This window comes from uncultured Thiodictyon sp., assembly GCF_903946935.1.
In the GTDB taxonomy this organism is placed as follows: domain Bacteria; phylum Pseudomonadota; class Gammaproteobacteria; order Chromatiales; family Chromatiaceae; genus Thiodictyon.
In genome coordinates this window covers 1-13,853 of the sequence record NZ_CAJAXH010000160.1, presented here as the reverse complement: position 1 = coordinate 13,853, position 13,853 = coordinate 1, and the positions used below count along the sequence as shown (strand labels likewise).

The 13,853-nt window shown below is 67.9% G+C and carries 15 protein-coding genes; 7 read left to right on the top strand and 8 right to left on the bottom strand.

From position 1 onward, the window contains the following. Window positions 1-130 precede the first annotated feature (130 nt). Together QZX93_RS14520 and QZX93_RS14515 are read right to left on the bottom strand one after the other, a co-directional pair. The gene (locus QZX93_RS14520; RefSeq protein ID WP_295393680.1) at window positions 131-1,090 is read right to left on the bottom strand and encodes a hypothetical protein; all 960 of its coding nucleotides are present in this window, start codon (window positions 1,088-1,090) and stop codon (window positions 131-133) included. Further along, window positions 1,087-2,070, bottom strand: a complete 984-nt coding sequence (locus tag QZX93_RS14515) for a hypothetical protein (protein ID WP_295393682.1) — start codon at window positions 2,068-2,070, stop codon at window positions 1,087-1,089. Before QZX93_RS14515 ends, QZX93_RS14520 begins: the two co-directional genes overlap by 4 nt. Window positions 2,071-2,476: 406 nt before the next feature. On the opposite strand from QZX93_RS14515, the gene crcB reads away from it, so the two are divergent. The 4 genes from crcB to QZX93_RS14495 are packed head-to-tail and all read left to right on the top strand — an operon-like array spanning window position 2,477 to window position 4,573. Continuing rightward, window positions 2,477-2,866, top strand: coding sequence for a fluoride efflux transporter CrcB (gene crcB / locus QZX93_RS14510; protein ID WP_295393717.1), 390 nt, complete (start codon window positions 2,477-2,479; stop codon window positions 2,864-2,866). A gap of 20 nt (window positions 2,867-2,886) precedes the next feature. Next, a complete protein-coding gene (locus QZX93_RS14505; protein WP_295393684.1) occupies window positions 2,887-3,213 on the top strand; it encodes a DUF190 domain-containing protein in 327 nt (108 codons plus the stop codon). Then, window positions 3,210-3,707, top strand: coding sequence for a disulfide bond formation protein B (locus tag QZX93_RS14500; protein ID WP_295393686.1), 498 nt, complete (start codon window positions 3,210-3,212; stop codon window positions 3,705-3,707). The genes QZX93_RS14505 and QZX93_RS14500 overlap by 4 nt, the downstream gene beginning before the upstream one ends. Beyond that, window positions 3,704-4,573 carry a lysophospholipid acyltransferase family protein gene (locus QZX93_RS14495; protein WP_295393688.1) on the top strand — a complete coding sequence of 290 codons (870 nt, stop codon included), beginning with the start codon at window positions 3,704-3,706 and terminating at the stop codon, window positions 4,571-4,573. The genes QZX93_RS14500 and QZX93_RS14495 overlap by 4 nt, the downstream gene beginning before the upstream one ends. Window positions 4,574-4,633: 60 nt before the next feature. Here QZX93_RS14495 and QZX93_RS14490 read toward each other — a convergent pair whose 3' ends face one another. The 3 genes from QZX93_RS14490 to QZX93_RS14480 form a co-directional block, all read right to left on the bottom strand. Next, window positions 4,634-5,965 carry a hypothetical protein gene (locus QZX93_RS14490; RefSeq protein ID WP_295393689.1) on the bottom strand — a complete coding sequence of 444 codons (1,332 nt, stop codon included), beginning with the start codon at window positions 5,963-5,965 and terminating at the stop codon, window positions 4,634-4,636. Window positions 5,966-6,198: 233 nt separating this feature from the next. Next, window positions 6,199-7,545: an HD domain-containing protein gene (locus QZX93_RS14485; protein ID WP_295393691.1), complete on the bottom strand. Its 1,347-nt coding sequence runs from the start codon at window positions 7,543-7,545 to the stop codon at window positions 6,199-6,201. Window positions 7,546-7,585: 40 nt separating this feature from the next. Continuing rightward, the gene (locus QZX93_RS14480; RefSeq protein ID WP_295393693.1) at window positions 7,586-9,094 is read right to left on the bottom strand and encodes a bifunctional UDP-sugar hydrolase/5'-nucleotidase; all 1,509 of its coding nucleotides are present in this window, start codon (window positions 9,092-9,094) and stop codon (window positions 7,586-7,588) included. Between the two features lie 250 nt (window positions 9,095-9,344). Between QZX93_RS14480 and QZX93_RS14475 the strand changes: the two genes are divergently transcribed. Further along, window positions 9,345-10,310: a GAF domain-containing protein gene (locus tag QZX93_RS14475; protein WP_295393694.1), complete on the top strand. Its 966-nt coding sequence runs from the start codon at window positions 9,345-9,347 to the stop codon at window positions 10,308-10,310. A 207-nt stretch (window positions 10,311-10,517) separates the two neighbouring features. Here the strand turns inward: QZX93_RS14475 and QZX93_RS14470 are convergent, their stop codons facing one another. The 3 genes from QZX93_RS14470 to QZX93_RS14460 all read right to left on the bottom strand — a co-directional run bounded on the left by QZX93_RS14470 (window position 10,518) and on the right by QZX93_RS14460 (window position 12,071). Continuing rightward, entirely contained in the window at window positions 10,518-10,757 is a 240-nt protein-coding gene (locus QZX93_RS14470; RefSeq protein ID WP_295393696.1) for an HAD hydrolase-like protein, read from the bottom strand. A 76-nt stretch (window positions 10,758-10,833) separates the two neighbouring features. After that, a complete protein-coding gene (locus tag QZX93_RS14465) occupies window positions 10,834-11,412 on the bottom strand; it encodes a peptidylprolyl isomerase (RefSeq protein ID WP_295393698.1) in 579 nt (192 codons plus the stop codon). Between the two features lie 83 nt (window positions 11,413-11,495). Beyond that, window positions 11,496-12,071: a hypothetical protein gene (locus QZX93_RS14460; RefSeq protein ID WP_295393699.1), complete on the bottom strand. Its 576-nt coding sequence runs from the start codon at window positions 12,069-12,071 to the stop codon at window positions 11,496-11,498. Between the two features lie 172 nt (window positions 12,072-12,243). Between QZX93_RS14460 and QZX93_RS14455 the strand changes: the two genes are divergently transcribed. Both QZX93_RS14455 and QZX93_RS14450 read left to right on the top strand, forming a co-directional pair. Further along, window positions 12,244-12,675, top strand: a complete 432-nt coding sequence (locus tag QZX93_RS14455) for a TerB family tellurite resistance protein (RefSeq protein ID WP_295393701.1) — start codon at window positions 12,244-12,246, stop codon at window positions 12,673-12,675. A gap of 307 nt (window positions 12,676-12,982) precedes the next feature. Then, window positions 12,983-13,594, top strand: a complete 612-nt coding sequence (locus tag QZX93_RS14450; RefSeq protein WP_295393703.1) for a hypothetical protein — start codon at window positions 12,983-12,985, stop codon at window positions 13,592-13,594. Window positions 13,595-13,853 lie beyond the last annotated feature (259 nt).

The window sequence follows — 13,853 nt, the reverse complement described above, 5'->3', positions numbered from 1 at the left end:
GAAACGCTGTTCGCGCAGGTGCTCCAGCGCATGCCGTTGCCTCCGTCACCAGCGCGCCGACGGCCCCGTCCGCCCAAGTCGTCCGCGCTCCTGCTGGTGGCGGCGTAACCGGGGGTGGCCGGAACGATGATCAAGGCCGATAGAAGCTGTCGCCGCTCGCTCGGCAATATTGGCGATGTTTGTCCAGAAGCGCTTCAAGCTGCAGACGGATTGCGCTCAGCTTGCCAGGAAGCTGCCTTAGCAGTGCCTGCCGCTCATCAGGGTCGGGCGGCGAAAGAAAACCCCTCGCTTGCTTCGTGTCATAGGGCCGCAATGCCGCCGGATACCGCTGATCCAACCATCTTCGCACCGGCGCCGAGACATTTCGCGCCTGGACCAGATCGCGGAAACGTCGCCCCCAGACGTCCGCGCTCATGGGATAGACGGCGGCCAGATAGTCCAACTCGGCGAGCCAGGACTTGCCCTTGACGTCACCGCGTCGCGCTAGTGCCTCGCCAAAGTCCAACACCCCGCGCAGCATGGCCGTCGGCACCGAGCGTTCGGTCTGGCCCGCGTCGTCCGCCGGCATGAGCCGCAGGCCGGTGATGGCAAGCCGTGCATAGTCCTCCGACACCCCGCCGGAGAGCCGGGCGAGCCCGAGCCAGAGGCCGAGCAGTCGGCGGTCCGGTTGGCCCTGCGTCAATGCGACCAGCAGTGCGGCCTCCGGGTCGCGCGAGTGGCCGAAATAAAACCCGCGCAGCCAGGATCGCAGCCGGCCCTGATTCTGCGCGCACCAGGCGCGCGACTCGGGCAGGGGCACCAACAGTACCGTGCGGAACGCCTCGCTCAGTGCGTCGGCGAAGCGCTTGCCTGGCAGGTCCGGCCGCGCCGGGGCGCCGATCACCTGACTCAGCCAGTCGCGCATGGCCTGGTCGGCCAGCGGGATCTGTTCGGGGGTGAGGATCTGGACCAGCGCCTCGGAGGGGCGCGCCCGGGCAAAGGCGCCGAGGAAGGTGCGGCCGGCCAAAAGATCGCCGATCGCCTGAACGGGCGCGGCGGCGAGGCGGGCGCTCCAGCGCTCGACCGCGGGGCTGACGGTGGGCGCGTTCATGCACCAACTCTGGCAAAGAGGTCCGCCCCGAAGTCGTCGCGCTCGGCATAGAGGCGGACCCAGGGGAGGTGGAAACCGCGCGCCCGGGCGAGCGGCATGGTCACCGGCTCGGCAATGAGGTCGGCGCGGTAGAAGTGCTCGGGGCGGTAGTCGATGCGCGGGTGTAACAGCTCGCAGCCCATGTCGTAGTCGTTTTCGGCGTCGACGGCGGTCAGGTTGAGCGTCCGGCCATAGAGTGGGGCGACCGTCGCCTCCAGTGTCGGTAGCGGGCTTGGGAAGAAGAAGGGGTTGAGGTCGCCGTCCAGCACGGTCGGGAGGGCCGGGTGGCCCTGGCCGGCGAGTGCGGCGATGACCTCGGAGGCCGGGTAGCGCATCAAAAAGATCTCGACCGGCCGCCCGGAGCGGCCAGGGTCGTAGTGGCCCAGCCCAAGGCGATTGCGCAGTTGCACGGCCCAGTCGGCGACACCGTCGGCCAGGCAGTCCTCGACCTGGATCTCGGTGGTGACATAGGCCGGGCGCTGATCGCGCTCCAGGTTCCAGGTGTTGCAGAGACCCTGGAGGAAGTCGAGGGCCGCCGCGTCGCCGCGTTGAAATGACTCGATCTGTGCCCTGACCTCCTCGAATGAGTGCCCGCGCAGCGAACAGGGCCAGGCCGCGTGCTCGATGCGGATCAGGTTGAGTTGTGGGTCGGTTTGAGTCAACCGGTTACGGGCATTAATGTCGCGAAAAGTGTATGGGTTTTCGGGCTCATCCTGGTCGATGAACAGGTGTTCCGTGGCGTAGCCGCGATGGCGACCGAACCAATCGTCCAGGTCAGCGACCGGCCCGGCGCTGAAGTGGGGTTGGTAAAGGTCGGATGCGGCGGCTGGCGGGCGTTCGTCGAGCAGCAGATTCTGGGCGCACGCCTGCTCTTCGGGATCGGCCGACGACGCGGCCGCTTCCAGATAGTCGTGAAGGTTTGGGATCGCTCTTGAGTCCATCGATTGCCTCGGGTCCGGCTAGTGGTGCGGCAGCGGACTGGTTTCCTTCAGGGCTAGATCGGTTAGTTGCAGGTTGGCAAGAGATTAATCCCCCATCGCTGCCTTGTCTACGCAGTTGATCGGGTGAAACGTTACGCATTTGCTGGTTTTAAGGCAATTCGCTCCGGCCCGCTGGGGGCGTTGCCCTCGCGATCGCCGCCACCCGCGTTTGCACCGCTGCATTGAGGTCGCGCGGTGGCGATCCCCAACCGTGCGGGTTAGCATGGCACCAGCGGGGACGGTCTGGCGCTCCAGCGCGGGCCTGGCCGGCGGGGCCGACCGCCCACTATGCCCAAACTGGACTATCGGAGGCGGCGCCAACCGGGCGCGCGCCGCCGTGACCAGTCCGGCCAGCCTCCAGGGGATATTGTACGTGCTTGCTGTCTTTGCTATTTTTTCCGGCGCCGGTCTGGGCGCCCTGCTGCGCTGGGGGCTGGGCCTGCGGCTGAATCCGCTCTTCCCCACCCTGCCACTGGGCACCCTGGCGGCCAACCTGCTGGGCGGGCTGCTGATCGGGTTCGCGGTGGCCTGGCTTGGCCGTCATCCCGGGCTCCCGCCGGAGTTGCGGCTCTTTGCCATCACCGGCTTCCTGGGCGGGCTCACCACCTTTTCGACCTTCTCGGCGGAGGTGGTCACACTGTTCACCCGGGGTGAATACGGCTGGGGCCTGGCCGCCGCGGGCTCGCACCTGGCCGGTTCGCTCGTCTTGACCGCCGGCGGTATGGCCCTGGCCAACCTGATCATGGTCCGGCATTGATCCCATTGAGTAAACACACCATGAACGGCTGCTTTCTCAAATTCTATGTGGCGGAGAAGCGTCGCCACCACCATCGGCTCGCCTATGAATGGTTGCTGGAGGAGGCCAAATCGCTCGGCCTGCACGGCGGCTCGGCCTTCCGCGCCCTGGCCGGTTACGGGCGCCACGGGCGGTTGCACGAGGAGCAATTCTTCGAGCTGGCCGGCGACCTGCCGGTGGAGGTGGGCTTCGTCGTTACCGAGGACGAGGCGAATCGCTTCCTCGCCCACATCGTGGCTCAGGGGCTCAACCTTTTCTATCTGCGAGTGCCGGTGGAGTACGGATTCACCGATGGGGGTGCGTCATGATCCGTCCGTCCGCGCGTCTGCTGTGGTCGCTCCTGGCCCTGGGCTGTCTGATGCTGGCGGTCGGTAGCCTGATCCTCGTCACCTGGATGGACCTGCGCCCCTGCCCGCTGTGCATCTTCCAGCGCACGCTATTCATGGTCCTGGGCCTGCTCGCACTGGCGGCGGCCTGGCTCGGGCCGCGCGCGGCGGCCCTGTTTCCGGGTCTGTTGAGCCTCATCGGTGCGGCCGGCGGCATCGGCATCGCCTCCTACCAGATTTGGCTGCAACTGCAACCGCCCGAGAGCGCCTCCTGCGGCGGCGGCCCCCTGGCCTTCATCGACGTCTGGGTCGACTGGCTGGGTGAGCGTTTGCCTCAGCTCTTTCTCGCCACCGGCTTCTGCGAGGAGCCCGGGCCGCTGATCCTGGGTCTGACCCTGCCGCACTGGGCGCTGGTCGGCTTCAGCGGCTATCTGCTCGTCGCGCTCTGGGCCATCAGCGTGCGCCGCCGCCCATGAATGCCCCCGCGCCCCAGCCGATGCATTGCGGGGCCTGGCGGACCCTCTGGCGCTGCCTGCGGCTCCTTGAGCACGTGCTGACCGGGGTGCTGATCCTGGGCTTCGTCAGCCTGATCTCGCGCGACGGCGCCCGCCCCGCCTGGTTGCCGGCGCTCGTGCAGTGGTGGTATCGACGCGAATGCCGCGCCCTGGGGGTGCGGGTGGAGGTCAGCGGGGTGCTGGCGAGCGGCTGTCTACTGGTCAGCAATCACATCTCCTGGCTGGACGTGACGGTCTTGGGCGCCCAAGCGCCCCTGGGTTTCCTGTCCAAGTCGGAGGTGCGCGGTTGGCCCCTGATCGGCTGGATGTCCGGCGTGGTCGACACCCTGTTCATCGAGCGCGGCGCCAACCAGGTCGGCCCGGTCACCGCCGAGATCGGCGCGCGGATCGCCCGCGGGGTGAGCCTGGTGATCTTCCCCGAGGGCACCACCTCCGAGGGCGCCGGGGTGGGCCGCTTTTATCCCCGACTGTTTTCCATCGCACTGCAACCTGGCCTGGGGGTCCAGCCGGTGGCCGTTTCGTATCGGTTCGTGGACCGGCCCGCGCCTGATCGCAGCATCGCCTTCGTCGGCGATCAGACCCTGATCGCCAACCTGTGGGGCGTCCTGCGCCACCCGGGGCTGGTGGCGCGGGTCCAGTTCCTTGAGCCCATCCACCCGGGGCCGGGCGATGACCGCCGCTCCCTCTCCGGTCAGGCGCGCTCTGCCATCCTGGTTGCACTGGGCCAGCCGGAGACGGCCGGTCTGGGCGGTCGGGTGCCGCCGCGCCCAGGCGTGCGACCGGGGCGTAGGCGCTCCCCCGGGTCGGCCAAGCAGCAGTCGGAGTAACCGAGCCTGGTGTTCCGCTTGCATTCATGACGTTTTGACATCGTTACAGCCCGAGTGCGCTCAGCCGCCGAGTCGTCTGGTGACGAGGCGATCCGTACCGCTGCCGATCAGCCGGCCGAAGGGGTCCACTTGTATCCAGAGCGTGCCGGAGACCTCAGTCTGGTGCCTGCTGATCTGGAGCAGATTGCCGCGGGTGTGGGCGGTCCCGGCGAAGCGGAAGGTCACGCGTCCATCCGCGAGGTCGGTGCGGCGACATTCCCGCAGGTCGACGGCCGAGACCTCGCTCAATGGGTGCCGCGCTATTGCGGCGCGCTCGACCGCGCCGATCGCGAGCAGGCGCGCCTGCGCGAGGACCGCCGGGTCGGTGGGGGGCTTGGGGCCCCAGGGGTCCGGTTCGGATTGCAGCAGTGCAATGACCAGCGTGTGGACCGCCGGGTCCTGGGTGGCGACCTCGTGGACTCGTGTTTCGTTCAGCGACAGGCGATCCTCGGGCGTCGGATCGTTGACGCGCACCAGTGGGAAGAGCACCGGCCGCCCGCTTGCTTGTTCGTAGTGCCGGGCGGCCGGTGCCAAGGCCAGATTCTGTGATAGCACCTGGACTACTTGGTCGCCGCCCGTGCGCAGGTCAGCGGGTAGCGCGGCGGCGAAGGTCGTGTCCATCATGGCGGGTTGGGCCGAGCCGGTGCCACGGGCGTCGGCCCCCATGCCGCGCACCAGGATCGAGGCGTAGCGGGGTTGCACCGGCAGCGGGAGTTCCAGGTTGAGCCGACGAATCAGGTCGGCCCCGGGCTTGAGCGAACTGGCCTGGGCACCGAGCAGATCCCCGAAACTGGCGGCCATGGCGCTGCCGAGGTGGGGCGAGGCGATGCTGATCAGGCGCTCCACATCCCCGCCATAGGGTACGCCGGGTAAGGCATCCTGAAGGTAGGCGCGCGCGACCAGACCGCCAGCGCTGTGGGCCACCAAGGCGACCTGGCGTGCGCCGGTCAGCCGGGTGGCGGCCTTGATGCAGGCGTTGAGTTCGAGCGCCCGGTAGGCCAGGCCGTCGGTATTGGCGGACGCGGAAAACTGTAAGACGAACAGGTTGGCGTTGCCTGGGCCGGTGTCTGCGCCCGTGGCGATGAGCTGGGCATCCGGCGGGGCGGCGCCGTTGGTTGCGCGCAACTCCCCACCATAGCGGAAGCCGGCGGTTCGCAGGGCACCGATCATCCCGCTCCAGCGGGCCTCCGGGGCGGTGGCGTCCGGGTCGTAATCGCCCCAGGCATTGGTATGCTCGGTGGGATCGAGGACTATCCCGTGGATCAGCAGGGTCACGGGTGGATCGGCGAGGGCCGACAGTGAGGCCAGGAGCAGGATGCCCCCGGCGAGGATACGGGCCAAACCGTCGACCATTGTGATGGCTCCTGACATTCGTCGATTCAGCCCCAGTGCTCGTGACTGTTCACGTGTATTCCGGGTCCAGGGCACCCCGGCGAGGTGCGATCATAAACCTTGCCGGGGGCGGGCGCTAAACGAATGGGCCAAACGACGAGGCCATTGCAGCTTGCGAGGTCGCGTCGCGGCTGAAGCCGCTCCCACCGGGTTTCGGGCTGACTGTGATGGTCAGCGCGCTCCCCGCTGCCGGTTCAGGTGAAGTGCGCGATGGTGTCCTCGATCCGGCGGGCCAGGCGGGCGATCTGGGGCCAATCGTGGGTTACGATGTCCTGAGCGTGGGCCAGGTTGTTGCGCAGCGATTCCAGGTCCTTGAGGACGCGCTGTGCCGCCCCTTTGGTGGCGAAGCCGAAGAGGTCGCGTTGTCCCTCGTCCTCCAGCAGGATCCGCGCCTTGTCGCCCAGTTGAATACAATCGAGCAGGTCCGCGTGTTGGCCGCGGCGGCGGCGCTCCAGCAGCAGGGCCTGGGCCTTGTCCAGGCGCCCGGCGGAGAGCAGGCGGGTCCAGTGGCCGTCCGGCCAGCGGGTACGGATGCGCTCCACCAGGTCCATTTCCACCAGGGTAATGATCCCAAACAGCCACATGCGCACGATGGGCTTCTGGATGTCGTCGCGGGTCACGACGCCGGACACGTCCCCCATGGCGGTCACGAAGCAAGAGTCGTAGCGGGACAGGATGCCGATCACCTCTGAGAGTGAGGCGTCGCCGGTGATCACCTGGCCGGCGGCGAAGGGGCGCAGGTGTTCGTCCGCCGGCCCGGCTCCCAGGTCGTGGGCACGCACATAGCCGACGGTCACGCCCTCGCCGCGTAGCCCGGCGATCTCCAGGTCGCGGGGCTTCAGGACCGCGGCGATCGCCGGCGCGGGGTGGGCGAGGTCGAAGGTGCGCAGGGGCTCGGCGATGTCACGGGCGGTAAAGGCCGCGGTGAAGAGTCGCTGGGCGCGTCGCTGGGACAGGCTGGCCGGCGTTGGCGGGTCCGGGACCGCGTCCGGCTCTCGGGTCTCACTCGGCGACGGTAGACCCAAGCGCTTGGCGCACTCCGCCACGGTCTTTTGCGCACGTCGATAGAGGACTTGATCTCCCGCCGTGAGGACCCCCAGCAGGGCCGCGGCCTCGGCGAGATAGACGCGGCCGAAGGTGGGGTCGTGGCGACAGATGTCGCGGCAGTTGTCGGTCAGGTCGGCGAGCTTGACGGTTTGGGCGCGCGCCGACGCCGCGGCGCTGTGCCGCAGGTCGATCGCCTTGCGGGTGGCACGGTTGCCGTCGCTGGGCTTGCTCGCGTCGGTGAGTTCTGCCACCAGTTGAGCCACCGCCGGTCCAAAGGCCTGCTCCAGGTCGCCGAAGGTGGCGGTGGTGTCCTCAACGGTGTCGTGCAGCCAGGCCGCGGCGATGGTCTCCGGGTCGTCGCTGACCTCCATCACCAATTGGGCCACGGCCTTGAGGTGTTCCTGGTAGGGCTGTTGGGTGTACTTGCGGCGCTGGTCGATGCGCACATGGGCCTCGGTGGCGAACTCGCGGGCGCGGGCGACGAGGGTATCCATCGCGATTAGAGCCTTGTTCGCAGCAATCGGTGGTGAAGGATCATTGCCGCACGATCCGCCCATCCGGCTGCGGGTCCACCGTCCCGGCGGCGCGGAAGCCTTCGATGACCATGTCTGAGATCAGGCGTCCGCTCATCACCCGCTTGTCCATGGTCTCGAGCATGCCGTAGCCGTCGCCGCCCGCGGCCAGGAAGTCCGAGGTTACCACCCGATAGCGGCGTGCCGGGTCGATCGGCGCGTCTCCCACCGTAGCGGAGGCGAGCCGTGTGCCCTCAATTGCATAGCGCACCCCGGAGACCTGGAGGAAGCCCCCGGGGTTGTCCGCCGGGTCGAGCGCGGCGCTGCGTGCCAGGGCGGCGAGCAATTGCTCGCCGGTGAGCTCCCCGACCACCAGCTCATTGCGGAAGGGGAAGGCCTGGTAGATCGACTTGAGCGTCACCGGACCCGCCGGGATGCTCGCGCGGAAGCTGCCGCCGTTAAACAGCGCCACCTCGGTCTGGGTGATCGAGCGGGCCAGGTCGGCCACGAAATCGCCGAAGGGCGCCTCGCCCCGGCGGATCAGCTCGCGCCAGGCGCTCAGTTCGCGGGCGCTGGTGCCGACCTGTTGGTCCAGTTCCTGGTCGGCCTGCGCCGCGATGCGCTGGACCTCGGTCGCGACCACCGGGTCCTCTGGGCTCGCGGGGCCGATCGGGATCAGTTGGTAACCGGTGCGGGCCAGGTGCCCGTCGCGACACTCCAGGTCCAGACGCCCCAGCCAGCCGCCACGCTCCCCGGCTTGGAGGATGGCGACCCCGTTTTCCATCACCGGCTCTGTATAAAGATTGTGGTTGTGGCCGCCCACGATCAGGTCGATGCCGGGGACGGTGCGGGCCAGTCGGCGGTCCTCCGCGATCCCCATGTGCGACAGCACCACCATCAGGTCGGCCCCTTCGCGCAGGCCGGGCACCAGGCGCTGGGCGACGGCGACCGGCTCTTCCACGCTGATGCCATCCATGTTCCGCGGATGGGTGGCGGTCGCCAACTCAGGCGAGGTCAGCCCCAGCACGGCCACCCGTGGGGTGCCTGGCCGCTCGATGACGACCTGGGGTACCACGGGCAGGGGGGCCGGGTGGGCCTGTACGTTGGCGGTTAGGATGGGGAATGGCGCCTTCGCGGCCAGTCGGCGAAACACCGCCTGGCCATAGTCGAGCTCGTGATTGCCCATCGCCATGGCGTCCATCCCCATGCGCCCAAAGAGTGCGACATCCGGCACGCCCAGGAAGAGGCTGGAGGTCAGGGTGCCTTGCAGCAGGTCGCCGGCGAACAGGAACACCACCGGACGCGCCGGCTCCTGCGCCCGTATTTGGGCCACGGTGGCGGTGAGACGGGCGATGCCGCCGCGCTCGACCTGGTTTTGCGGGTCTGCGTAGGGCTCCAACTGGCCGTGGAAGTCATTGAAATGCAGCAGCGTGAGACCCCCGCCCGGGGGGCAGACCGCCCCGGCCAGGGGTGGCAGGAGCGCGGCGAGCAGGAGCCAGGAACGGGCCGGGGGCAACAATCGCACTGACATCGGGGTACCTTTGAAATGAAACTTGGCGCGTTTGTGACAATGGGGATGGCGATGGATGCTACCTAACTGCACCGGCGAGGGCCAGCGGCGGGGCCTCGCGGGGTAACCGGTCGCGGCCGGGGGGCCGCTCCTACGGCACACGAACGGCTCCGGCCGCGCTGCGTGTCGCCAAAATGATCGGCGTCGGCAGAAACCTGGCCTGTTTATCGCATGGCGTGATTCAAGTCACAGCTTCAGCCGGAGTCACCCTATGCACCCCACCGACATCGAGACCGCCCCCGGCGCTGAGTTGTTGGCGCTCCAGCAGATCGCCCGCATCGTCTCGCGCGCCGATGACGCCGAGTCCCGCATCCAGGACATCCTCCGCCACCTGGACGAGTCCGCCGGTCTGGCGCGCGGCCGGGTCATGCTCGCGGACCCGGCCGCGGGCGAGATCTATATCCGTTACGCCCATGGCCTGACGCCGGCCGAGTTGGAGCGTGGCCGCTACCGCATCGGCGAGGGTGTCTCCGGGCGGGTCTTTCACAGCGGCGTGGCGGCACTAATCGCCAACGTGCGCGACGAGCCGGGCTACCTGGCGCGCGCCGTGACCCTGGATGCGCTGCCCCCCGAGCAGGTCGCCTTCCTGGCCGTGCCCATCGTGCGCGATCACCTGCCGGTCGGGGTGCTGGCGGCCCACCGGCGGCGCGCCCCTGAGCGCTCCGCCCGCGCCGACCTGGCGTTGTTGGAGGTCGTCGCGAGCCTGCTTGCACAGCCCCTGTGCGCCACCGATCAGGCTGCGCCGGTTTGGTGCGAGCTGCCCCTGGTGCGACACCCCGCGATCCGCGCCCGCCCCGCCCCGGAGCTCGGTCACGCCGGCCGCGACCTGACGCTGCGCACGGCCGCCCAGCGCCATGCGGAGGGCCGGTTACACCAGGCCGCGGACCTGTACCTCAAGGTTGTCGGGCAGCACCCAGGGACCGAGCCGGCCCTACGCGCGACGGCCAAGCTGTTGGAGATCGCCCAATATTACGAGGCCCGGGGGGCCAGCCGGCTCGCCCTGGACATACTCGATCGGTTGCAGCGCGCCCGTGACGGCGGTGGCGACGGCGGCGGTGGCCGTCCGGCAGCGGTTGAGCGATCCGATCCCTGGGGCGACAGCCTTGACGGGTTCGATGAGTGGGGCGCGTTCGGCGACTCCGAGGGGTCCGGCGGTATCGGCATGCGGGTGCGGTGACGGCGGCTGCCGGTCGGGGTCACGGCCCCGGCTGGTCCGCTGAAGCCATCAGTAAAAGTCAGAGAATTGCTCACGCCAAGGCGCCAAGCTCGCCAAGAAAGACAATGAGATGTGTCGAGTGTTGAGTTCACCCATCGGGTGAATCGATAAGGGGCTGAAAAGCCTTGGCGAGCTTGGCGCCTTGGCGTGACAATCGCTGTTTCGAGGTTAAGGCACGGCGAGCAGTCCGGGAAACGCCTCATCCAGTGCGTCCATCAGGGCCGCGAGGTCCGCAACATCGATATTCGGTCGGGGCAGGTCGGCCAACCAGTCCCGACCGGGCGCGAAGCGGCCGGTGCGCACCAGTGCAGTCCAAATTCCCAGGCGCTCGGCCCCGGCGATATCGGTGTCCGGCCGATCGCCGATCATCAGACAGTCGGCGGCGGCGCAGTGCAGTTGCTGGGGCATGGCGCTCTGAGGTCCGCAAATGAGTCCGCGATGGCCGCGTCCGGCGCGCCGGTCGCGGCCATCCATTCGGGGCCGCTTAGAGCTCTTTGCAGGCCGCCAGCCTGACGTCGCTCTTGGTGCTACCGGACTGGGAGCCCTGGGCCTCCAGCTTCTTGACCACGTCCATGCCATCGATCACCTTGCCGAAGACGACATGCTTGCCGTCCAGCCAGGAGGTATCGCCCACGGTGATGAAGAACTGCGAACCGTTGGTGTTGGGTCCGGCGTTGGCCATGGACAGGGTGCCGGGGCCCGCGTGCTTGAGCTTGAAGTTCTCGTCGGCAAACTTCTCGCCATAGATCGACTCGCCGCCGGTGCCGTTGCCGCGGGTAAAGTCGCCGCCCTGAATCATGAAGCCGGGGATGATGCGGTGGAAGGGGCTGCCGGCGTAGCTCAGTGGCTTGCCGCTTTTGCCCATGCCCTTCTCGCCGGTGCAGAGCGCGCGGAAGTTCTCCGCGGTCTTCGGCACCACATCGGCAAAGAGCTCGACCGTGATGGTGCCGGCCGGCTCACCGCCGATGGTCACGTCCAGGGCCACCTTGGGGTTGGCGGCCAGGGCGGTCGGGGCGCCGACTGACAGCACGGCGGCGGCGAGCAGGTTGGGGGTCAGATTCATGGTCACTCCTAGGTATCAGCGCGGAAACTGTAGATTAACTGGTCAGTCGCTGGTCCGGCCGGCAGCGGCCGGGTCGCGCATGATCAGGCCGAAGGTGTACCCGATGCAAATTCAGTGTCCGCCCCCGTCAGGTCCGGCGGGGGTGGGAAACGCCGCAGCAGCCGCTCCGGCACCTCGCCCCGCTGGGCCTGATAGAGTGCGCCGGACGCCAGCATGATGAGCACCATCAGCGCGATCAACATGGGGGCGATGGCGACCCGTTGTAGTGCGATGAACATCATGTCCTGCATCCCGGCTTGCTTCTGGGCGTGCGCCAGGAGCCAGGCCAGGGCGATCAGGCCGCCACCGGCCAGATACACCATCAACAGGACCAGATAACGGCCGGTCGCCAGCCGCCAGTGCGCGGCCAGGAACCAGGGACCCGCGAGCGCCGTGCGCCGCGCGCGCAGGAAGCTGTAGGCGATGATGGCGAGCGAGCCGCCGAGCGGCACCGCGACCGCCAGTACCCGGTAGGACGCCATGGGTGAATCCTTTTCCACGAAGCTCCCGGCCAGCAGGGCGATCAACATCACCAGGTTGAAGAGCAGCAGATTGACCATGGCCAGTTCGTGTGGGGATTTGGCCTGGCGGCGGACGGGTTCGGGGATGGGGAAGAACATGGGTGCAGGTCCTCGGCGGACTGATCGTGCGGGGGTTGGTGCGGTGCCTGCCGATTGTCGACCCGATCCCTGCCTCAAGGCAATCCGCTCGGGTTCTCGTGCGCGGGCCGCCCCCTGTGCGATTATGTAGCCCCGCACACCATCCCCGCACACCGCTGACCGGAGTACCCCAATGACCCTGCCCGAATGCCCCCCCCTGCCCGAGCTCACCCCCTACCCGGAGAACAGCCCGGAGGCGATGCTGCGGGTCATCACCCTCTTTGTCGTGTGTGACGGCGACGTGGCCGAGCGCGAGATGGAGACCCTGGAGCGGCTCGGCGTACTGGAGACCCTGGGGGTGGATCGCAACCTGTTCGCGGTGGTGTTCGACGCCTACTGTGACGACCTGATTGCCCATGCCGGCACCGCGCGTTATGTCGGTCTGGCCGATACCGACTGGGTGGACGCGGTGCTGGCGGGGGTTACCGACCCGGAGCGGCGTCGCTATCTGGCCCAGGCCCTGCTCCTGATCGCCCATGCCGACGGCCACTTCGGCGATGCCGGGCTCGCCGTCTACCGCCAGATGCTGGACCGTTGGGGACTCGACGTCGACCACCTGGCCTAGCGCGGGCGCGTCCGCGACCCCTCGTCACGGCGGTGGAATCGATTTGCGGTTGCCGGTGGCACCGAAAAAATATTCCTATAATGTTTGCCAGCGCACCGAGTGGCTATAGGGGTTTGATCTAAGTTGCGGGGCGTACCTGAGGCACTCAGCGGCGGCGCTTCGGGTCGCGATGAGCCAGACGCCTTTGAAGGCGGGTGGCGGCAGTCAGGCCCGGCGGTGTCCGTCAACGGCCCTCGGCAGGCGCTGGCCCCGGCCCGGTGCCGGGTGCAACGCCGTCCAACATGTGATCAATCAACGGAGCGCAGAGATGAAATACCAGACCCGGATGTTTGCCCTGAGCGTCGCGATCACGGCGATCTGCGGCGCCCAGACCACGCTGGCCGCACCGGTCGGCAGTCCACTGCCCTTTGCCGCCTATGACAGGGACGGCAACGGCGTCGTCACCGAGCAGGAGTTCATTGCCGTCCAGGCTCAACAGCGGGCGGCCCGCGATGCCGCGGGTGCGCCGCTGGGCGGGGCCGCCAATACGCCGTCATTTGCGGTACTCGATCTCAATAGTGACGGTCAGGTAACGCTCGAGGAATTCAACACGGTGCAGCCGCCTGCCGTAACGGCGGGCGCCGGACCCATGGGTGCCGGTCCGCGTATGGGACTGAGTGCCGGGATGGGGGGCATGCCCAGTTTTGCCGACCTCGACGAGAATCATGACGGTAGTCTCAGTCCGTCTGAGTTCAATGACGCGCGCGCCAATCGGGCCGTCGAGAAGTCACAAGCGGGTCAACCGCTGGGCAGCCTGCGCAATGCCCCGCCGTTTGGTGCATTAGATACCAATGGCGATGGACGGATCAGCCCGGAGGAATTTGCCGCAGCGCAGGCCGAGCATGAAAATCCGGCCCCGCCTATGCCTGCGGCGCGCTAACGTTCTGGAAGGCGACTTAGACCGGACGGGGCACTCGCCCCGTCCGTTGCGTTTCGGGGCCTGAGTTCCCGGCCCGCTGTGCCAGCCGCGCTAAACCACCCTCCAGCCGATCGCCGTATTAGGCGATTTCCATATAATAGTTTCCCTGCTAGAATAGCAATGTTCCCAACAGATCGACCCACCAAGTGCATCTATGTTATCCGAGACCGAAACGGTTGTGCTGCCTTTGCTTCCCACGCAAATCGAAGACCTGAGATTT